Origin of the sequence: Klebsiella sp. JN_Kp127 (assembly GCF_040062505.1) — a bacterium.
Classification (GTDB): domain Bacteria; phylum Pseudomonadota; class Gammaproteobacteria; order Enterobacterales; family Enterobacteriaceae; genus Klebsiella; species Klebsiella quasipneumoniae.
On record NZ_JBEAHS010000054.1, the window covers coordinates 273622 to 294173 of the forward strand.

Genomic DNA, 20552 nt, shown 5'->3' on the forward strand with positions numbered 1-20552 from the left:
GCACAACATCATTCATGCTGCGTCTGAGCGGACAAACGCAGCCAACAAAGAGGCAGCTTGAAGGATGAAGTGAGTTACGCTTTACGCTCTGGCGCGCCGTGCACCATGGTATAAGCGTAATCCACGCCCATCCCGTAGGCGCCGCTGTGTTCGCGCACCAGGTCCATGACCGCATCGTAAGTCGCTTTGCGCGACCAGTCGCGCTGGTACTCCAGCAACACCTGCTGCCAGGTCACCGGCACCGCACCCGCCTGCACCATCCGGTCAATAGAACGCTCATGGGCGTCGACAGAGGTACCGCCGGAGGTATCGGTGACCACATACACTTCGTAGCCCGCCTCCAGGGCCATCAGCGCCGGAAACGTCAGGCAAACTTCGGTCCACAGAGCGGAGATCACCAGCTTTTTACGGCCGGTCGCTTTCACCGCCGCAACGAAGGCATCGTCTTCCCAGGAGTTCATTGAAGTACGCTCAATCGGCTTGACGTCAGGATGCACAGCCAATAATTCCGGCCAGATATAACCGCTGAAGCTTTTGGTCTCTACGGAAGTGTAAATCACCGGTACATTAAAAATTTTGCCGGCTTTGGCCAGCGCCACGGTGTTATTTTTGAGGGTCTGGCGATCGATATTCGCCACGCCAAATGACATCTGTGGTTGATGATCAATAAAGATAAGGGCGGAATTAGTGGGATCGAGCAGTTCACGAATAGACATTAAATACCTTCTTAATCAATGAGTTAAAAAGATGACATGATGGTTAATGCGTCGTGTAGATCCTGACTGATAAAGCATGGTGAGTATAGCCAGTTATTTCTAACAAGTTATTAAAGTTTTTTTGTGATTTATATTTTGTCGGCGGTTAGTATTGACTCACGCCAGCTTTCATCAAATTTTTACGTCAAACTGTTCTGATTTATTCACTGGCATTGATTATTGCGCTTAGGTACAACAAGGGGAAAATAAATTAATGGAAACCCCTGATGCGCGTAAACTTTGATGTTCTGATGATCCTTGATGCGCTGGACCGACACGGATCCTTCGCCACCGCCGCGGAGTCGCTGTATAAAACCCCCGCCGCGCTGAGCTATATGATCCAGAAGCTGGAGAACGATCTGGACATTGTCTTATTGGATCGCTCCGGTCACCGGGCGAAGTTTACCGATACCGGGCGATTGATGCTCGAGAAAGGACGCCAGCTGTTGAGCGCCGCCAGAGATCTGGAAAAGCAGGCCCAGCAGCTTAGCGCCGGCTGGGAGCGAGAGCTGGCGATCGCCCTCGACGCCTCGTTTCCCTTTTCAGCCCTGCTGCCGCTGATCGCCGAGTTCTACGCGCAAAACCCGCAGACGCGGCTGAACTTCAGTCATCACACCCTCGCCGGTTCGTGGGAAGAGCTGACCCACCATGGCGCGGATATTATCCTCGGCGCCATCAATGAGCCGCCTACCTCCGCCGAGTGGTCATGGCAAACCCTTGGCGCGCTGGATAACATTTTCGTGGTCGCTCCGACCCACCCGCTGGCCGGCGCGGAAGCGCCGCTCAGCAATAAGCAGCTCAGCCAGCACCGGGCGGTAGTGATCCGCGACAGCGCCCGCTATTGCCATCCGCTGAACAGCAACCTGCTTGATGAACAACCGCAAATCGGCGTCGATGATTTCGCCAGTAAAGTCGAACTGCTGTGCGCCGGGCTGGGCTGCGGCTTTCTGCCGCGTCATATCGCCCGCCCGTGGCTGGAAAAAGGCTGTCTGGTGGAGAAAAGCGTCGCCTGCTGGCGGGAAAAAGATATCACCTACATGGCCTGGCGCAGCGGGAATGATGGGCTGGCTCAGCGCTGGTGGCGGGAGGCGCTCCTCCGCGACGACCTGCTGAGCCAGCTCTATCGTTAACGGCCGGACCAGACGCAGGCGGAGATAGCCGGGAGGGTCAGCACCCCGTCATGGAAGGCGCCGGCGCCTTCCTGCAGCATCCAGGCCCCCACGTCCAGCAGCGGCGAATCCTCGATAACCACCTCGCAGGCTTCGCCGCGGTTAATCGCCACCAGCACCCGCTGCTGTTTATAGACGCGGACAAACACCACCACGTTATCCTCGGCGTAAATCACCTGGCAGCCGCCGTAGCGCAGCGCCTGCTGGGCTTTACGCAGTTTCGCCATCCGCTGATACAGCGCCAGCAGCTGGGTATCCTGCAGCGCCGGATCCCACGGGAAAGGTTTACGGCAGAACGGATCGTTATTGCCATCCACGCCCACCTCGTCGCCGTAGTAGATGCACGGTACCCCCGGCCAGCTGAACAGCCACACCACCGCCAGCGGCAGGCGCGCTACGTCTTTGCCAAGGAGAGATTTAAAACGCGCTGTATCATGGCTGTCGAGCTGATTGAACATCCGTAGCTGCTGCTGATGCGACAGCCCGGCGCGATAATTATCCATCCACGCCATACAGGTCTGGGCGTCTATCTTCTGCGGATCGTAAGAGATATCGGTATTGGCAAGGAATCCCCAGATCGGGAAGGTGAAGCCGCGGTAGTTCATTGCCGAATCTTCGGCATCCGCCTGCAGCCACTGGCGCGCGTCGCCAAAATGTTCGCCAAAGACAAAGGCTTCCGGCTGCGTTTGCTTCGCCGCCTGGGTGATGCCGGCGATATGCCGCAGGTTATTTCGCGCCCCGCCGCCTTCGCCGAGCATATGCACCACGTCCAGACGCCAGCCGTCCATGTTCCACGGCGCCTTCAGCCAGTGGCGTACGATGCTGTCCTCGCCGGCATAGATCTCGTTGACCAGGCTGGTCGACCGATAGTCGAGCTTCGGCAGACTGGCATAACCCAGCCAGTTGTGCGCCTGCCCCTCCCCGGAGAAGGTAAACCAGTCGCGCCACGGGGAGTCCGGATGATGGCCGGCGCCGCCGCTGCCCTGCTGGTGACGGTCGAACCAGGGATGGGAATCGCCGGTATGGTTGAACACGCCGTCGAGGATCATGCGCATTCCCGCCCGCTGGGTGTTATGGCGCAAGCGGAGCAGCGCCGCGTCGCCGCCAAACTGCGGATCGACGCGCCGATAATCCTGCGTGTCATATTTATGCACGCTGGGGGCGGCGAAGACCGGGTTCAGATACAGGGCGGACACGCCGAGCTGCTTCAGGTACGGCAGTTTTTCGCTGATGCCGTCGAGATCGCCGCCGTAGAACGTCGATCCGCCCGCCTCGCCGGTAAGCGGTTCGTCCCACGCCTTGCGCACAATCTCCCGTCCCGCCGCGTGATGGTAATAGACCGCGTCCTGATCGCCGTCACGCGCAGCGCTGCGGGCAAAGCGATCGGGGAAAATCTGATAGAAAACCTGATCGGCCACCCACTGCGGGCCGGCGTCCGGCAGGTCGACGGCGAACTGCTCCAGCCTGGCCGGCGGGAAACGGCTGAAGCCCTGCGGCGTAAACCAGCGCTGATGGTCGGCCCACAGCAGCTTAAAGCTGTAGCGGCGGCGCGGCTGACCGCTGGCGAGATGGATTTCACCGCGCCATGCCACCACCCCCGGCCTCGGCGCCTGGCGGAGGCGCTGCATCGGCAGCGACAGCTCTTCGTTATCTTCTTCCGCGCGCAGCGTGATCCGCTGCGGCAGCGACTCACCGCTTAACCACAGGGTAATAAACAGTCGGTCCTGTTGCACCTTGATAAAGGGTGCAACCGGAAGGTGCCATGCCTTCAACATCGTGAATCCTCATTGTGCAGAATGGGCACACCTTGCCATAGCCGTCAGGCGCAGAACTCATCGTCACAGGATTTTTTGGGGGAGGATAACGGGGGAGGACGCGGGTCGGCAAGCCGCCCCGGTCGCGCGATGCTGACCGGGGCGATGTCGATTACTGAGCCTGCGCCAGGCGGCGCTCGCGACGGGTCTTAAAGACCCAGCCCAGCAGCAGCAGCGCAATCCACGCCATACCGACATACAACGAAATGCGGGTGTCCGGATGATAGCCGATCAGGGCGATAATAAACGCCAGGAACACCAGGCCGACAACCGTGGTCGCCACCCCGCCGGGGACTTTGAATTTCAGGGCCTTGACCTCCTCTGGCGACAGACGGCGGCGGAAGGCAATCTGCGACAGCAGGATCATAATCCACACCCACACGGTGGCGAAAGTGGCCAGCGAGGCGATCACCAGGAAGACGTTTTCCGGCATGATGTAATTGAGGTATACCGCAAACAACAGCGCAATGGTCATCACCATCACCGTCACCCACGGAATACCGCGACGCGAGGTTTTGGCGAACACCTTCGGCGCGCTCCCCTGCTCGGCCATGCCGTGCAGCATACGGCCCACGCCGAACACGTCGGAGTTAATCGCCGACAGCGAGGCCGTCAGGACCACGAAGTTAAGAATGCTGGCCGCGAAGGTAATGCCCAGATGCTGGAAGGTCAGGACAAAGGGGCTGCCGTCGGTACCCACCTGGTTCCACGGATAGATAGACATAATGACGAACAGCGTGCCGACATAGAACACCAGAATGCGCATCGGCACTGAGTTGATGGCGCGTGGAATGGATTTCTCCGGATCTTTCGCCTCGCCGGCGGTAATGCCGATGATTTCGATACCGCCGTAGGCGAACATCACCATCTGCAGCGACATCACCATTCCCAGCCAACCGTTGCTGAAGAAGCCGCCGTTGCTCCACAGATTATGAATCCCCGTCGGCTGGCCGCCGTTGCCGATCCCCCAGATAATGATGCCGAACCCGGCGAGGATCATGATGATGATGGTGGCCACTTTGAAGAACGAGAACCAGAACTCCAGCTCGCCAAATACCTTGACGCTCATCAGGTTGACGGCGCAGATGATCAGCACCACGCTGAGCACCCAGATCCAGTGCGGCACCGTCGGGAACCAGACGCCCATGTAGATCCCGAAGGCGGTGACGTCGGCGATGGCGACAATCAGGATTTCAAAGCAGTAGGTCCAGCCGGTGATATACCCCGCCAGTCCGCCGAGGTTTTCCTGGGCATAGCGGGAGAATGAGCTGGCGGAAGGGTTATGCACCGACATCTCACCGAGCGCGCGCATAATGATATATGCCGCGACGCCGCCGATAATGTAGGCCAACAGTACGCTGGGTCCGGCCATTTTAATCGCGTCGGCTGAACCGTAAAAAAGCCCGGTGCCGATGGCGGAACCCAGGGCCATAAAGCGAATGTGCCGGGTGCTTAGCCCGCGCTTAAGCTTGTTACTACTTTCCATCGTGGTTTTTCAATGCCGTTTAACACAAAAAATAAAAAACCACGGAACCCGAAGTCCCGTGGTTAAACGCTTGTCCTCAACGCCGGTTAGTGCGCGCTGGAGGTCACCTGACGTCCGGCGGCACGGTCCCAGATCACCGCGAGAATTGCCATCACGGCGGTCGGCATCAGCCAGGCCAGGCCCTGCTCCGCCAGCGGCAGACGCGCGGTCCAGGCCGGCAGGATAGCGGCAAACGCCGATGACTTAATCCCGTCAATGATACCAAACATCAGACTGATAAACATGGCCGGCGCGATAACACGGGACGAATTATGCCACCAACTGCGGGTAAAGCTTAATACAACCAGTGCGATACACGGCGGGTAGATAGCGGTCAGCACCGGAATCGACACCTGAATCAGGTGGCTCAGACCGAGGTTGGAGACCGCCATCGAGAACAGGCCGAGGATAAAGACCAGCGTGCGATAGGAGAACGGCAGATACTGGGCAAAGAATTCGGCGCAGGCGCAGGTCAGGCCCACCGCCGTCACCAGGCAGGCGATGAAGATCAGCGCCGCCAGCAGGAAGCTGCCCGCCCCGCCGAAGGTATGCTGCACGTAGGCGTGGAGGATCGCCGCGCCGTTAGCGGACTGGTCCACGAGGGTGGCGCTATCCGAGCCCAGACGGAACAGCGCCAGATACAGCAGGGTCAGACCGACGCCTGCCATCAGGCCCGCCCAGACGGTGTAGCGGGTCAACAGACGCGCTTCGCTGACGCCGCGGGAGCGTGCGGCATTGACAATCACGATCCCGAACACCATCGCGCCGAGGGTGTCCATGGTCAGGTAGCCGTTGACGAAGCCATTGGAGAATGGCGCGGTACGATACGCTTCCAGCGCGTCGCTGATCGGGCCTGCCGGCCAGACAATAGCGGCGACCGCCAGCACAATCAGGGCAATAATTTTCAGCGGCGCCAGGAAATTGCCCACCGTATCCAGCAGTTTGCCCGGATAGAGCGAGACCAGGATCACCAGCGCGAAGTAGATAACGCTGTAGATCAGCAGCGGCAGCGGGCCGTCGCCGGTCAGCGGCGCAATCCCGACCTCAAAAGAGACGGTCGCGGTGCGCGGGGTCGCGAACAGCGGTCCCACCGCGAGATAACACACCACCGCCAGCAGGATACCAGCCACTTTACCAATCGGGGTGCTCAGGCTTTCAACGCCGCCGCCGACTTTCGCCAGCGCCACCACCGTCAGCACCGGCAGACCCACCGCGGTGATCAGGAAGCCGATCGCCGCCGTCCAGACGTGCTCGCCCGCCTGTAAGCCAACCATCGGCGGGAAAATAATGTTGCCTGCGCCAACGAACAACGCGAAGGTCATAAAGCCCAACGCTATGATGTCGCGAGATTTTAACTGATGGGTCATAAATTCATTACTGCCTGTGGATGTGGTGTTGTAAAAAAATGGAAAAATACCGCGCTACCCTCTCAGGGACGATACAGCGGCGATTGCCGGTAAACTCAGCGAGATATGCTCCCGAAGCGGCGTGGGAAAGAATTGTTTTTGGTATTACCACGCAAAAGCAGTCTGTCATCGACTGCGCAGGCGCAATTTAAACGCTTATAACGTTTTAAAGCAAGGCACGATCGCAAAAGCAGATGATTATGCTGGTTATCAGTTTCACACCAGAATCATTTACCATATTGTTGGAAAACCCGTGGCTTATCATGCGAACAAAAAAGCAGCGCGCGTTCATTAAATAGGCAAGAGAAAAACGACTGACAGGGAAAATGACCAGCCGAAGCTGGTCATTGGCAAGATAAGCTGACAGCGCGCCGCTCAGGCGTCGTTTCTGGCAATTAATCGTTCCGGGAGCAGGAAGCTAAAACGGGTTCCCTTGCCCACCGTGCTGTCGATCTCCAGCCGGCTGTCATGATGGTTGACCGCATGTTTGACGATCGCCAGCCCCAGGCCGCTGCCCCCGGTTTGCCGGGAGCGAGCCTTATCCACCCGATAGAAGCGCTCGGTCAGACGGGGAATATGCTCCGGCGCAATGCCCGGCCCATTATCCTCGACGCTGAACAGCGCCCCCTGGGGCGTTCGCTGCCAGCTGACGCGAATTTCGGTGCCCGGCGGGGTGTGGTTCACCGCGTTATAGACCAGGTTAGAAATGGCGCTGCGCAGTTGTTCCTCGTTGCCCAGCACCTTGAGCTGCTCATCGACGGTAAAAATCAGCGTCTGCTTATCCTGGCTGAGGGTCTGCGCCTCGCGCTCCACGACCCGCAGCATCATCGGCACGTCGATGCGGTCATTCATCGCCAGCGCCGGCGCGGCTTCAATACGCGACAGCGTGAGCAACTGCTTCACCAGCCCCTCCATACGCTGGGTTTGCTCACGCATGGTGTGCAGGGCCTTTTCACGGGTCGCCCCTTCCAGCACCTGCTCCTGCATCATCTCCAGATAGCCCTGCAGCACCGTCAGCGGGGTGCGCAGCTCATGGCTGACGTTGGCGAAAAAGTTACGCCGCGCCCCTTCCAGCTGATGCATCTGCGTCACGTCGCGCGCCACCATCAGCCACTGTTTGTCGCTGTAGGGCATCACGCGAATTTCCAGATGACGGGCATTATTCAGCACCAGATTGAGCGGCTTTGAAAAATCACGCTGTTTCAGGTAGTTGGCGAATTCAGGATAGCGCAGAAGGTTAAGAATGTTTTGCCCACTGTCGTCCGGCCAGCGCAGGTTTAAAATCTGCTGCGCCAGGCCGTTGCACCAGAAAATGGCCCCCTCTTCCGTGGTCAGGACCACCGCGTCCGGCAGGGATTCCGCCCCGCTGCGAAATCGTTTGATCAGGCTTCCCAGCTCACGTCGACGCTTTTTATTACGCATCTGCATCTGGTGCAGACCATACAGCAGCGGCTCCCAGCTGCCGCGGCCGGGCGGAGGGGTCATGCTCCGGTCCACCCACAGCCACCACGACAGGCGCATCAAATTCCAGAAATGCCAAATCAACAAACCGGTCACTGCCGCCAGTAAAAACCACGGCAAATGACCCACAAACGCCCCCAGAATCAGGGCCGGAATACACGCTAAAAAGAGCTCCAGCGCCAGCCTTTTCCATGACAGCCGTTCCAGCACGGGTCACACTCCTGTCAAAATTCAGAAACGGGCGGAGAAACGATACCCCGTGCCGCGAACCGTTTGCACCATGCGATCATGGCCACTGTGTTCCAGCGCTTTACGCAGGCGGCGAATATGGACGTCTACCGTGCGGTCTTCCACATAGACGTTGGTTCCCCAGACGTGGTTCAGCAGCTGCTCGCGGCTATACACCCGCTCCGGATGGGTCATAAAGAAGTGCAATAATTTAAATTCCGTTGGCCCCATGTCCAGCGGACTCTCGCCGGTCATCACCCGGTGCGATGAGGGATCGAGGCTCAGCCCCTGCATTTCAATCACCTCTTCCACCGCCATCGGCGAAATACGGCGCATCACCGCTTTGATTCGCGCCACCAGCTCCTTCGGTGAGAAAGGCTTGGTAATGTAGTCGTCCGCCCCTGTCTCCAGGCCGCGAACGCGATCCTCTTCTTCTCCGCGCGCAGTCAGCATCACCACCGGAATATCCCGGGTCATCGCCTCGCGCTTGAGCAGCTTAATAAACTGCAGCCCCGAACCGCCCGGCAGCATCCAGTCAAGGAGAATCAAATCAGGCCAGGGTTCATTGAGTTGATTCACCGCGCTGTCATAATCTTCCGCTTCGACAGGCTGAAAGCCATTTTGCTCCAGAACAAAGCAGACCATTTCGCGGATTGGAGCTTCATCTTCAACGACCAGAATTCTTCTCGCCATTATTTACCCTGTGTTTTTTAGCCATCAGTATAGAAGTGCGGCGTCATTATGCGTCACTTTTGTGACAGATTTATGAAAAAAATGACCGTCTGACGATCGGGTATTTTGAAGCATGACGCGGACTTACCCCTCTCCGACAAATGGTATACTGCCGCTCATGCTTTTTTCGCTAGGGAAGATTTATGCGCATCCTTCACACCTCCGACTGGCACCTGGGCCAGAATTTTTACAGCAAAAGCCGTGCGGCCGAACATGACGCCTTCCTGACCTGGCTGCTGGCCCGCGCGCAGGAGCATGAAGTCGACGCCATCATCGTGGCCGGCGATATTTTTGATACCGGATCGCCGCCGAGCTACGCTCGCGAACTGTATAACCGCTTTGTCGTCCAACTGCAGCAGACCGGCTGTCGCCTGGTGGTGCTGGCGGGCAACCACGATTCGGTGGCGATGCTTAATGAATCCCGCGATATCCTCGCCTTTTTACACACCACCGTCGTGGCGAACGCCGGCTGCCCGCCCATTGAGCTGCCGCGGCGCGACGGCACCCCAGGCGCTATCTTCTGCCCGGTGCCGTTTTTACGCCCGCGCGAGCTGGTCACCAGCCAGGCCGGCCACTCCGGTCGGGAAAAACAGCAGCAGCTGCTGCACGCCATCAGCGACTATTATCAGGAGCAGTATCAGCAGGCCTGCGCCCTGCGCGGCGATCGGCCGCTGCCCGTGATTGCCAGCGGCCATCTGACCACCGTCGGCGCCAGCAAAAGCGATGCCGTTCGCGACATTTATATCGGCACGCTGGATGCCTTCCCGGCGCAGCACTTCCCCCCTGCCGACTACATTGCGCTGGGCCATATTCACCGGGCGCAGGTGGTTGGCGGCTGCGAGCACATCCGCTACAGCGGCTCGCCGCTGCCGCTGAGCTTTGATGAAACCGGTAAAGCGAAATCGGTGCATCTGGTGAGCTTTAGCGATGGGCGACTCAGCGCCGTGGAGACCCTTGAGGTGCCCGTCACCCAGCCGCTGGCGGTCATCAAAGGCGATCTGGCCGCCATCACCGCCCAGCTGTCGCAGTGGCGCGGCGTTGAACAGGACCCGCCGGTGTGGCTGGATATCGAAATCACCACCGAGGAGTACCTGCACGATATTCAGCGCCATATTCAGGCGCTGACGGAGGATCTGCCGGTGGAAGTCTTGCTGGTGCGCCGCAGCCGCGAGCAGCGCGAGAAAATACTGCTCAACGCCCAGCGGGAGACCCTCAGCGAACTCAAGGTGGAAGAGGTGTTCGAGCGCCGGCTGGCGCTGACCGAGATTGACGATGAGAAGCGCGCACGGCTGCACGAGCTGTTCGCTCATACGCTGCATACGCTCACCGCGGAGGACGAAAACGCATGAAAATCCTCAGTCTGCGTCTGAAAAACCTCAACTCCCTGAAAGGGGAATGGAAGATAGACTTTACCGCCGAGCCGTTCGCCAGCAACGGCCTGTTCGCCATTACCGGCGCCACCGGCGCCGGGAAAACCACCCTGCTCGACGCCATTTGCCTCGCGCTCTATCACGAGACGCCGCGCCTGAATAAAGTCTCCCAGTCGCAAAATGACCTGATGACCCGCGATACCGCCGAGTGTCTGGCGGAGGTGGAGTTTGAAGTGAAAGGCATCGCCTACCGCGCCTTCTGGAGCCAGAACCGGGCGCGTAACCAGCCAGATGGCAACCTGCAGGCGCCCCGCGTCGAGCTGGCGCGCTGCGCCGACGGTAAAATCCTCGCCGATAAGGTCTCGGATAAGCTGGAGCAAACCGCGGCGCTCACCGGCCTCGACTATGGCCGCTTCACCCGCTCGATGCTGCTCTCCCAGGGGCAATTTGCCGCCTTTCTGAACGCCAAGCCGAGCGATCGCGCGGAGCTGCTGGAGGAGCTGACCGGCACGGAAATCTACGGTCAGATTTCGGCGATGGTCTATGAGCAGCACAAAGCCGCTCGCCATACGCTGGAGAAGTTCGAAGCCCAGGCGGCGGGCATCGTCCTGCTGACGGAGGCCCAGCAGCAGGCGCTGCAGGAAAGTTTGCAGGTACTTACTGACGAAGAGAAAGCCCTGCTGGCGCAGCAGCAAAACCAGCAGCAGCAGCTTCAGTGGCTAACGCGTCGCGATGAGCTGGCGCAGCAGCAGCAGCAGGCGGTCAGCGGCCAGCAGCAGGCCCGTCAGGCGCTGGCCGACGCCGCGCCGGCGCTCGCCAGGCTTGAGCTGGCCCAACCCGCCGCCCAGCTGCGCCCCTTATGGGAGCGTCAACAGGAGCACGCGGCAGGCCTGGCGCAAACCCGCCAGCGAATCAATGAAGTGAATGCTCGCTTACTTTCCAGCACGGCGCTGCGCGCGCGCATTCGCCGCAGCGCCGTGCATGCCCAGCGGCAGCGTCAGGCTGAACTGGCCGATCTGGCGCAGTGGCTGGCGGCCCATGAGCGATTTCGCTTATGGGGCCAGGAGATCGCCGGCTGGCGGGCGCAATTTTCGCAGCTGACTCGGGATAATCAGCAGCTGACGGCCCAGACCACCCGCCTGGCCGCGCTGCGCCAGAAGCTGGCCGATCTGCCGGCCAGCCCTCTGTCGCTGACCGCCGATGACGTTGCGGCGGCGATGGCGCAGCAAACCCAGTCGCGACCGCTGCGCCAGCGGCTGCTCTCCCTTCATGAACAGCATCAGCTGCTGCGCAAGCGTCTGCGCCAGAACGCCGAAAGCGTACAGCAGGCGCAGGCGGAGCAGGTAAAACTCAACGCCACCCTGGCGCAGCGCCGGGAGCAGTACAAAGACAAAAACCAGCACTATCTCGACCTGAAGGCGCTCTGCCAGCGGGAAGAAACGATTAAAGATCTGGAAGGTTACCGCGCCCGGCTTGAGGCCGGTAAGCCCTGCCCGCTGTGCGGCTCCTGTGAACACCCGGCGATTGAACAATACGCCTCGCTGACGGTCACGGATAACCAGCGCCGCCGCGATGTGCTGGAAAAAGAGGTCGCCGCGCTGAAAGAAGAAGGTCTGCTGATCCTCGGGCAGGTCAACGCCCTGACGCAGCAGCTCCAGCGTGAAACCGAAGCGGCCGGGCGGCTCGCTGAGGAAGAGCAAGCGCTCACTAAAGCGTGGCAGGAAACCTGCGCCTCTCTTCAGATCACGCGGGATATTGCGCAAGAGATAAACGACTGGATACAGGAGCAGGAGCGCTACGAGCAACAGCTCTACCAGCTTAGCCAGCGCCTGATGCTGCAGAGCCAGCTTAACGATCAGGAGGCGCTGGCGCGCCAGGCTCAGCAGCAGCTGACGGCCACGCGCCAGGGGCTGGAAAGCGCCCTGCAGACCCTGACGCTCAACCTGCCGGAAGAAGGGACAGAAGCCGCCTGGCTGAACGCTCGCGAAAGCGAATTTGCCCAGTGGCAGGCGCAACAGACCCGGCATGGCGCCATTCAGGAGCAGATTGCCGCCCTGCAGCCGCTGCTGGAGACGCTGCCAGCCAGCGACGAGGCAGAGACTGAAGCTGAGCCGGTGGTTCCCGACAACTGGCGCGCTATCCATGAGGAGTGCCTGGCGTTGCACAGCCAGCTTGTCGCCCAGCAGCAGCTGGAGACCGAAGAGAAGGCGCGCCTGGACCAGTCGCAGGCGCAATTTACCGCCGCCCTGGCCGCCAGCCGCTTTAGCGATCGGCAGGCGTTTCTCGCCGCGCTGCTGGATGACGAGACCGTCCAGCGGCTGACGCAGTTAAAACAGACGCTGGAGCAGCAGCTCCAGCAGGCGACGGCGCTCTGCGAGCAGGCGACCCGTCAGCAGCAGGCGCACCTGGCGCTGCGTCCGCAAGGGACGGACGCGGACATCCCCGCCCTGCAAACCCAGCTGCAGGCCCTGGCCCAGCGGCTGCGGGACAACACCACCCGCCAGGGCGAGATCCGCCAGCAGCTCAGGCAGGACACAGAGAGCCGTCAACATCAGCAGGCGCTGGGGCGACAGATTGCAGAGGCGGCGCAGCGGGCGGATGACTGGGGCTATCTCAATTCGCTGATCGGCTCCAGCACCGGCGACCGGTTCCGCAAATTCGCCCAGGGGCTGACGCTGGATAATCTGGTCTGGCTGGCAAACCAGCAGCTTAACCGCCTGCACGGGCGCTATCTGCTGCAGCGCAAAGCCAGCGAAGCGCTGGAGCTGGAGGTTGTCGATACCTGGCAGGCCGACGCCGTACGCGACACCCGCACCCTCTCCGGTGGCGAAAGTTTCCTCGTCAGCCTGGCGCTGGCCCTGGCGCTGTCAGATCTGGTGAGCCATAAGACGCGGATTGATTCCCTGTTTCTTGATGAAGGCTTCGGCACCCTCGACAGCGAAACGCTGGACACGGCGCTGGACGCGCTGGACGCGCTGAATGCCAGCGGCAAGATTATCGGGGTGATCAGCCACGTGGAGGCGATGAAAGATCGCATTCCGGTGCAGATCAAAGTGAAGAAGATCAATGGTCTGGGCTACAGTCGGCTGGACAGAGCGTTTGCGGTGGAGTGAGGTTTGAATCATTGCGATGTCCCCTCACCCTAACCCTCTTCCGGAGCGAGAGGGTCGGGGTGAGGGGGAGCGGTTCAGGTCCCCTGGAGCGGCCACAGCCATGCCGCGCCGCGTACTCCGCTGGAGTCGCCGTGCATCGCTTTGCGGATCGGTGTTGCACACTCGCCGCCGAAGACCCACTGTTTCACCAGGTCCGGCACCGTCTGATACAGCCGCTCGACGTTGCTCATCCCGCCGCCCAGCACGATAACGTCCGGGTCGAGGATATTCACCACGTGGGCCAGCGATTTCGCCAGCCGCTGCTCGTAGCGGCTCAGCGCCAGTTCGGCTTTTTCGTCACCTTCCCCCACCAGGCGCATAATCTCGCTGCCGGTTAACCCCTTGCCGCTCAGCCGCTGGTAGTCAGTGGCAAAGCCGGTGCCGGAGATAAAGGTTTCGATACATCCCTGTTTACCGCAGTAGCAAGGCACTTCCGCACGGTAGCGCAACTCATCGTCGTTCATCCACGGCAATGGGTTATGTCCCCACTCGCCGGCGTTACCATTGCCGCCGATATGCGCCCGCCCGTTGAGCGCCACGCCCGCGCCGCAGCCGGTGCCGATAATCACCGCGAACACCGTGTGCGCCCCCGCCGCCGCGCCGTCCACCGCTTCCGACACCGCCAGACAGTTGGCGTCGTTAGCCAGCCGCACTTCACGGTCGAGGCGCAGGCTGAGGTCCTTATCAAAGGGCTGGCCGTTGAGCCAGGTCGAGTTGGCGTTTTTCACCACCCCGGTATAGGGCGAAATCGTGCCCGGGATCCCCATCCCCACGGTGCCACGCTGTCCGGTCGCCTGCTCGGCCATCGCCACCAGGGTGGCGATAGTCTCGATGGTTTGCCGGTAATCCTCCCGCGGCGTGGGTAACCGATGGCGAAACAGCTGCTCTCCCTGGTCGCTCAGGGCTATCACTTCGGTTTTTGTGCCACCTAAATCAATACCAATACGCACGCTCAGCTCCTCACCCCGATTAACAATGCAAGCATAGCGACAATTCGCTATCATGCCCGCCTGATTTAACGACAAAGCCGTGGAAATTATCATGCTGTGGTTCAAAAATTTAATGGTTTACCGTCTCAGCCGCGATATCGAATTGCGCGCCGAGGAGATGGAAAAACAGCTGGCCGAGCTGACATTTACCCCTTGTGGCAGCCAGGATATGGCGAAAACCGGTTGGGTATCGCCGATGGGATCGCACAGCGACGCGCTGACGCATACGGCGAACGGCCAGATCATTATCTGCGCGCGTAAAGAAGAAAAGATCCTGCCGTCGCCGGTGATCAAGCAGGCGCTGGAGGCGAAGATCCAGAAGCTGGAAGCCGATCAGGGGCGCAAGCTGAAGAAAACTGAGAAAGATTCCCTGAAAGATGAAGTGCTGCACTCGCTGCTCCCGCGCGCCTTCAGCCGCTTCAGCCAGACGATGATGTGGATCGACACCGTCAACGGCCTGATCATGGTGGACTGCGCCAGCGCGAAGAAAGCGGAAGATACCCTGGCCCTGCTGCGTAAAACCCTCGGCTCGCTGCCGGTGGTGCCGCTGACCCTGGAGAATCCGATTGAGCTGACGCTGACCGAGTGGGTCCGCTCCGGCACCGTGGCGCAGGGCTTCCAGCTGCTGGACGAAGCCGAGCTGAAAGCGATGCTGGAAGATGGCGGCGTGATCCGCGCCAAGAAGCAGGATCTGGTGAGCGACGAAATCGCTGTGCATATTGAGGCCGGGAAGGTCGTCACCAAGCTGGCGCTGGACTGGCAGCAGCGTATTCAGTTTGTGATCTGCGACGACGCGTCAATTAAGCGCCTCAAGTTCTGCGATGAATTACGCGACCAAAACGAAGATATCGATCGGGAAGATTTCGCCCAGCGCTTTGACGCCGACTTTATCTTAATGACCGGCGAACTGGCTGCCCTGATCCAAAGCCTGGTGGAAGGGCTCGGCGGCGAAGCGCAGCGCTAAGCGCCGCTTTCCTTCCTGCCTGGCAGGAAGGAAACATACAACCCGGCGGCAAGCGCCGGGCGATACGCTGGCTTACAGATAGCGGCACAGATAAGAGGTTGGCTCAGCCACCTGCAGATGGAATTCGCTGTTGCCTGGCACATTGAAGACTTCGCCGGCGGCGTAAACTTTCCACTCAGTCTCACCCGGCAGCAGGACATTCAGCGCTCCGCTGACCACCGTCATCTCTTCCGGCTGCGCCGTACCAAAGGTGTATTCCCCTTCCGCCATCACGCCAACGCTGGCGCGACCGGTACTGCTGCTGGTGAAGCCAATGGATTTCACTTTTCCGTCAAAGTATTCATTGCTTTGAAGCATAAACAAGCCCTTCTGATCGTCGTTGAAAGGCTCAATATAGGGGGCGCTCCTTGCCCCTGTCACGTGAAATTAACACATTAGACTAATAGTTCTGCCGCCAGTCGGGAAACCAGCACATTCGACAGCAAAACCGGGACATCAAGGGCTTTTTGTAACACATCGCGATGATGCTGATAGTAACCAAGACAGTCGAGGACCAGCACGTCGGCGCCCTGCTCCAGCAGCGCTTTACCGGCGGTTAACAGCTCGCTGTCGCTACCGGTAAACGGGTTGGCCAGCGCGTAGTACGGCGACTTCTCCAGTGAATGCCACTTTTGTCGCTGCATGGGCATGATCTCTTCCACCGGCACGATCACCCCGACCTGGTGCCCATCAACGATCGACGCCACCAACGGCGGAATGATCCGCTGCGGCTCGAGGAGGATCGCGTGGTGGGTGGTAAAACCGGCCAGCTGTTCGGAGCTGAGCAGCAGGATCACATCAAAATGCTGTCGATCCAGCATGGCGATCACGCTGCGAACATCACGTTCAATTTTTTGTCGCGACACCATCACCAGCTGGTTATCGCTGAGCAGGGTCAAGAGACCCTGTTCGCCGTCACCCACGGCGTACTCTGCCATCACGTCATCACGCGTCATCTCGCCCAGCAGGCTGATGTGAGCGATCTGTTCTTCCCTGATATGTTCGGTCAGGAGCGGTAATACTCCCGCCAGCGGCACAACGCCGATGGTCAAAATTGCCATCGTTGCACTACTCATATCATGTACCTTTTCACTACCACTGCTTCAACACAGGCTTACCACACACAGCATTCGCCCCCCTGGTGAGTAAAAATCAACCGTCGAGAAGCGTAGCAGCTCCACGCCGCAGTAGAATGTAAAGATTGCCCGGCGGCGGCGGCGCGCCTGAAAAATCCGTGTGTTAGATATTCATTAGTACGACTGATAAATAAAAAGTGTGAGGTATGCCCGATATTGCCCGCAGAGCAGGCAATCCGGGCTCTGGGGTTACGACTTGTCAGGATCTTCGTAGCGCCGCTTGGCATCCACGGCTTCCTGCTCGGTAGGATGTTCGCTGATCAGCGAATTGGGTTCAGGATAGTCCGCGCGAAGTTGATACCAGGTGACCGTCTGACCCTGCGGGCCTTTCTCTACCGCAACCACGCGCGCTTCTCTCGGATATGGGGGCCTGTTTGGCATAGTTCTTCCTTCTTCTGGTATCAGAACTATCAAGTATAGGCGCCCCTCGCCGCCTTAATGTAAGTAAATTCTTAACTTACCGGGGTGGCCGCCGCGCCGCACAGCATGGTCATAATCTGTTCCACCACCCGATCCGGGGCGGCCGTAGCATCGACAATATAATGGGCAGCGTCACGGTATAACGCTTCACGCTGCGCCAGTACCTCGCCCACTTCCTCACGCACCGGTTTCCCGGTGAGCGTCGGCCGCTGTTCGGCTTTCGGGTAGGCTTCCAGACGGTCAATCAGCGCCGATACCGACGCCTGCAGATAGATCACCACGCCGTTCTCCCGCATAAACTGGCGGTTACATTCCGCAAGGATGATGCCGCCGCCGGTGGCGATCACCGTATTCGGCAGGGTCACGGCCTTCAGCGACAGGGTCTCCAGCTCGCGAAAGCGCGCCCATCCTTCCGCCTGCACGATCTCCGCCACCGTCCGCTGCTCATGGGCCTGCAGCCGATGATCGGTATCGGAGAACTGAAAATGCCGCGCTCGCGCCAGCGCATGGCCGACGGTGGTTTTACCGCAGCCGCGTGGCCCGATGAGAAAGATTGGCTGTGTCATAACCGAAGACCCCCTGGTTCCGTCTGTCGCAAAAAAAGGAAAACGAAAGAACGTATTATCGCTGTCTGTTCCGCAACGTATACGTAAAGAAAACGTTACACAACTTCTTTACACCCCATCACCACAGTGAGACAAGGGGTTCTTAATGTAAACTTATCATTGCATGTACTGTTTAACCAGCTTTACTTTCCGCCGGGCGTTATTTTTTATCCGCTGCTGGCGTAAACGGTAACACATTTATGCATAGCTTTACGAAGCAACATATTTACAACATCGTGTTTCAGACGCACCCTGATGCCTATTCGACAGTGTGACAGAGGAATGTAACATGCAATCTGAAGAACAACGCCTTATTGATGGACTGTTTTCCCGGCTGAAAGAGGCTGAGGCGCACAGTGCATCGCGCGATGCCAGCGCCGAGGAGCGGATTGCCCAACACGTGAGCGCGCAGCCGGCGGCCCCCTACTATATGGCGCAAACCATTCTTATCCAGGAAGCCGCGATTAAACAGCTCAACGATCGCATCCAGGCGCTGGAGAGCCAGGTCAGCCAGCTGCAGGCGGCGAAGCCCAGCAGCGGCGGATTCCTCTCCGGCCTGTTTGGCGGCGGCGGCTCGTCACGCGGTTCTGACCCGATCCCGGGCGCGGAGCAATACGGTCGCCCGCAGGCCAGCGCCCAGCCGCAGTATGCCCCACAGCAGCAGCAGAGCTATGCCCCGCAGGCTGCCGCACGCGGCGGCGGCTTTATGGCAGGCGCGCTGCAAACGGCCGCAGGCGTAGCGGGCGGCGTGGTGCTGGGCAATATGCTGACCAATATGTTCAGCGGCTCGCACCCGCAGGAGATTGTTAATATCATCGAAGAGAAGCCGCAGCCTGATGCCGCCGCGCAGGACGCCGCCGCAGGTGACGATCCGTTCCGTCAGGGAGACGATCAGTTCCTTGCCGACAACACCTGGAACGACGACTTCGACGCCGGCTTTGGCGATGATGATATTGGCAGCGATGACGACAGCTGGGTTTAACCCTGCTGACGTTTAACCGCCAGCAACCACTTCTCCAGCTCGGCGGCAAACTGTTGCCGATCGCGCTGCGATAAACTATCCGGGCCGCCGGTCTGAACGCCGCTGGCCCGTAATGTCTCCATAAAATCCCGCATCGTCAGCCGCTCGCGGATCGTCGCCTCGCTGTAGCGCTCTCCGCGCGGATTGAGCGCCGCCCCGCCCTTCGCCAGCACCTCCGCCGCCAGCGGAATATCGGCGGTGATCACTAAATCCCCCGCCGCGCACTGACGGACGATTTCGTTATCCGCCACGTCAAAACCCTGCTCAACCCGCAGGGTGCGGATGAAACGCGACGGCGGTACGCGCAGCGGCTGGTTCGCCACCAGCGTCAGCAGCGTCTGGGTCCGCTCTGCCGCGCGGAACAATATCTCTTTAATCACGTTCGGACACGCGTCTGCATCCACCCAAATGGCCATGCCAGCTCCTGTTACCTGCAATAAGTGCCGCCAATGTTACCTGCTTTTCTCCCCCATGAAAGCGCCAGGATGATAAGCTAATCAGATCGTAACGAAAAAAGCAGAGGGGAATGGTGATGGATAAGAAAATTGGCTTTATCGGCTGCGGCAATATGGGTAAGGCCATTCTGGGTGGACTGATCGCCAGCGGCCAGGTACAGCCGGGACAAATCTGGGTCTACACCCCGTCGCCGGACAAGGTTGCGGCTCTGCGCGACCAGTACGGCATCAACGCCGCCGATAGCGCCCAGGAAGTGGCGCAGATTGCCGATATCGTCTTCGGCGCGGTGAAGCCGGGGATCATGACCAAAGTGCTGGGCGATATCGCCTCCAGCCTGAATAAAGAGTCGCTGGTGGTCTCCATCGCCGCCGGCGTCACGCTTGATCAGCTGGCACGCGCGCTCGGCCACGATCGCAAAATTATTCGCGCGATGCCCAATACGCCGTCGCTGGTTAACGCCGGCATGACCTCCGTTACGCCAAATGCGCTGGTGAGCAGCGAAGATGTAGCGGAAGTGCTGACCATTTTCCGCTGCTTTGGCCAGGCGGAGCAAATTGCCGAACCGATGATCCATCCGGTGGTCGGCGTTAGCGGCTCCGCGCCAGCCTATGTCTTTATGTTTATCGAAGCGATGGCCGATGCCGCCGTGCTCGGCGGAATGCCGCGCGCTCAGGCTTACAAATTCGCCGCTCAGGCGGTGATGGGCTCCGCCAAAATGGTGCTGGAGAGCGGTGAGCATCCGGGGGCGCTGAAAGATATGGTCTGCTCTCCTGGCGGGACCACCATCGAAGCCGTGCGCGTGCTGGAAGAGAAAGGCTTCCGCTCCGCGGTGATCGAAGCCATCACCCAGTGCATGGAAAAATCAGAGAAACTGAGCCGCTCCTGAAGCTGAGCAGGCGGGCTGCAAGCCCTGAGAGGTCAAAGAACAAGGGAGCGCGCGAGCGCTCCCTTTTTTTCAGGCTTTCTTCAGGCAGCTACTCATGAAGGTGCTGCGTTCATCGCCCTTCAGTGATTTTGCCGAAGCCGCTTTGTTGCAGTCGCTCATCTTCTGCTGCTGAGGCGTGAGGGTCTTTCCTTGCGGCGTGGTGGTCTCTTTTTTCAGGCACTGGCTCATAAAGGTTTTGCGCTCATCCCCCTTCAGCGCCTTGGCTGACGCTTGCTGATTGCAGTCCGTCATCTTTTGCTGCTGGGGAGTAGGCGTTTTTTCTGCCGCGCCAACCGCGCTGATAAAGATCAAGCCAAACAGTAGGGTCATCAGTAAGGTTATTTTCATCGCACCATCCTTCTGTGAGTGGAACGTTGTAAGTCTG

General features: G+C 59.5%; 19 protein-coding genes. 6 read left to right on the forward strand and 13 right to left on the reverse strand.

Features of this window, described 5'->3' with window-relative positions:
• Positions 1-74 precede the first annotated feature (74 nt).
• A complete protein-coding gene (locus tag ABLV04_RS25405) occupies positions 75-716 on the reverse strand; it encodes a hydrolase (protein WP_002890357.1) in 642 nt (213 codons plus the stop codon).
• Between the two features lie 266 nt (positions 717-982).
• Here ABLV04_RS25405 and ABLV04_RS25410 point away from each other — a divergent pair, with 266 nt between their 5' ends.
• Complete coding sequence (locus ABLV04_RS25410; protein WP_023288585.1) at positions 983-1885, forward strand: LysR substrate-binding domain-containing protein; 903 nt, start codon at positions 983-985, stop codon at positions 1883-1885.
• On the opposite strand, the gene malZ is transcribed toward ABLV04_RS25410, so the two are convergent.
• The 5 genes from malZ to phoB form a co-directional block, all read right to left on the reverse strand.
• A complete protein-coding gene (malZ, locus tag ABLV04_RS25415; RefSeq protein ID WP_180266054.1) occupies positions 1882-3699 on the reverse strand; it encodes a maltodextrin glucosidase in 1818 nt (605 codons plus the stop codon). The two genes, ABLV04_RS25410 and malZ, sit on opposite strands and share 4 nt — an antisense overlap.
• A gap of 151 nt (positions 3700-3850) precedes the next feature.
• Positions 3851-5224, reverse strand: coding sequence for a proline-specific permease ProY (gene proY / locus ABLV04_RS25420; RefSeq protein WP_023288583.1), 1374 nt, complete (start codon positions 5222-5224; stop codon positions 3851-3853).
• A gap of 86 nt (positions 5225-5310) precedes the next feature.
• A complete protein-coding gene (gene brnQ, locus ABLV04_RS25425; protein WP_023288582.1) occupies positions 5311-6630 on the reverse strand; it encodes a branched-chain amino acid transporter carrier protein BrnQ in 1320 nt (439 codons plus the stop codon).
• Between the two features lie 414 nt (positions 6631-7044).
• Entirely contained in the window at positions 7045-8340 is a 1296-nt protein-coding gene (gene phoR, locus ABLV04_RS25430) for a phosphate regulon sensor histidine kinase PhoR (RefSeq protein WP_023288581.1), read from the reverse strand.
• A 21-nt stretch (positions 8341-8361) separates the two neighbouring features.
• Positions 8362-9051, reverse strand: a complete 690-nt coding sequence (phoB, locus tag ABLV04_RS25435) for a phosphate response regulator transcription factor PhoB (protein WP_004204861.1) — start codon at positions 9049-9051, stop codon at positions 8362-8364.
• Between the two features lie 182 nt (positions 9052-9233).
• On the opposite strand from phoB, the gene sbcD reads away from it, so the two are divergent.
• Together sbcD and sbcC are read left to right on the forward strand one after the other, a co-directional pair.
• Positions 9234-10439, forward strand: coding sequence for an exonuclease subunit SbcD (gene sbcD / locus ABLV04_RS25440; protein WP_048296837.1), 1206 nt, complete (start codon positions 9234-9236; stop codon positions 10437-10439).
• Positions 10436-13573, forward strand: coding sequence for an exonuclease subunit SbcC (gene sbcC, locus ABLV04_RS25445; protein ID WP_180266053.1), 3138 nt, complete (start codon positions 10436-10438; stop codon positions 13571-13573). Before sbcD ends, sbcC begins: the two co-directional genes overlap by 4 nt.
• 74 nt (positions 13574-13647) lie before the next feature.
• Here sbcC and mak read toward each other — a convergent pair whose 3' ends face one another.
• Positions 13648-14562, reverse strand: coding sequence for a fructokinase (gene mak / locus ABLV04_RS25450; protein WP_023288578.1), 915 nt, complete (start codon positions 14560-14562; stop codon positions 13648-13650).
• Positions 14563-14653: 91 nt separating this feature from the next.
• Between mak and rdgC the strand changes: the two genes are divergently transcribed.
• Positions 14654-15565, forward strand: a complete 912-nt coding sequence (gene rdgC / locus ABLV04_RS25455; RefSeq protein ID WP_002890285.1) for a recombination-associated protein RdgC — start codon at positions 14654-14656, stop codon at positions 15563-15565.
• 72 nt (positions 15566-15637) lie between these two features.
• On the opposite strand, the gene ppnP is transcribed toward rdgC, so the two are convergent.
• The 4 genes from ppnP to aroL all read right to left on the reverse strand — a co-directional run bounded on the left by ppnP (position 15638) and on the right by aroL (position 17726).
• On the reverse strand, positions 15638-15922 hold the full coding sequence (ppnP, locus tag ABLV04_RS25460; RefSeq protein ID WP_002890284.1) for a pyrimidine/purine nucleoside phosphorylase: 285 nt from the start codon (positions 15920-15922) through the stop codon (positions 15638-15640).
• A 77-nt stretch (positions 15923-15999) separates the two neighbouring features.
• Entirely contained in the window at positions 16000-16680 is a 681-nt protein-coding gene (locus ABLV04_RS25465; protein WP_180266052.1) for an AroM family protein, read from the reverse strand.
• A 249-nt stretch (positions 16681-16929) separates the two neighbouring features.
• Entirely contained in the window at positions 16930-17121 is a 192-nt protein-coding gene (locus ABLV04_RS25470; RefSeq protein WP_008805350.1) for a YaiA family protein, read from the reverse strand.
• A gap of 71 nt (positions 17122-17192) precedes the next feature.
• On the reverse strand, positions 17193-17726 hold the full coding sequence (aroL, locus tag ABLV04_RS25475; RefSeq protein ID WP_180266051.1) for a shikimate kinase AroL: 534 nt from the start codon (positions 17724-17726) through the stop codon (positions 17193-17195).
• Between the two features lie 328 nt (positions 17727-18054).
• Between aroL and ABLV04_RS25480 the strand changes: the two genes are divergently transcribed.
• Positions 18055-18747 (forward strand): DUF2076 domain-containing protein, encoded by a 693-nt coding sequence (locus tag ABLV04_RS25480; protein ID WP_023288576.1) that lies wholly within the window; start codon positions 18055-18057, stop codon positions 18745-18747.
• On the opposite strand, the gene ABLV04_RS25485 is transcribed toward ABLV04_RS25480, so the two are convergent.
• The gene (locus tag ABLV04_RS25485) at positions 18744-19202 is read right to left on the reverse strand and encodes a YaiI/YqxD family protein (RefSeq protein WP_032453501.1); all 459 of its coding nucleotides are present in this window, start codon (positions 19200-19202) and stop codon (positions 18744-18746) included. The two genes, ABLV04_RS25480 and ABLV04_RS25485, sit on opposite strands and share 4 nt — an antisense overlap.
• Before the next feature lie 116 nt (positions 19203-19318).
• On the opposite strand from ABLV04_RS25485, the gene proC reads away from it, so the two are divergent.
• Positions 19319-20128, forward strand: coding sequence for a pyrroline-5-carboxylate reductase (gene proC / locus ABLV04_RS25490; RefSeq protein WP_023288574.1), 810 nt, complete (start codon positions 19319-19321; stop codon positions 20126-20128).
• Between the two features lie 69 nt (positions 20129-20197).
• On the opposite strand, the gene psiF is transcribed toward proC, so the two are convergent.
• Positions 20198-20515 carry a phosphate starvation-inducible protein PsiF gene (psiF, locus tag ABLV04_RS25495; RefSeq protein WP_048296829.1) on the reverse strand — a complete coding sequence of 106 codons (318 nt, stop codon included), beginning with the start codon at positions 20513-20515 and terminating at the stop codon, positions 20198-20200.
• Positions 20516-20552: the final 37 nt, after the last annotated feature.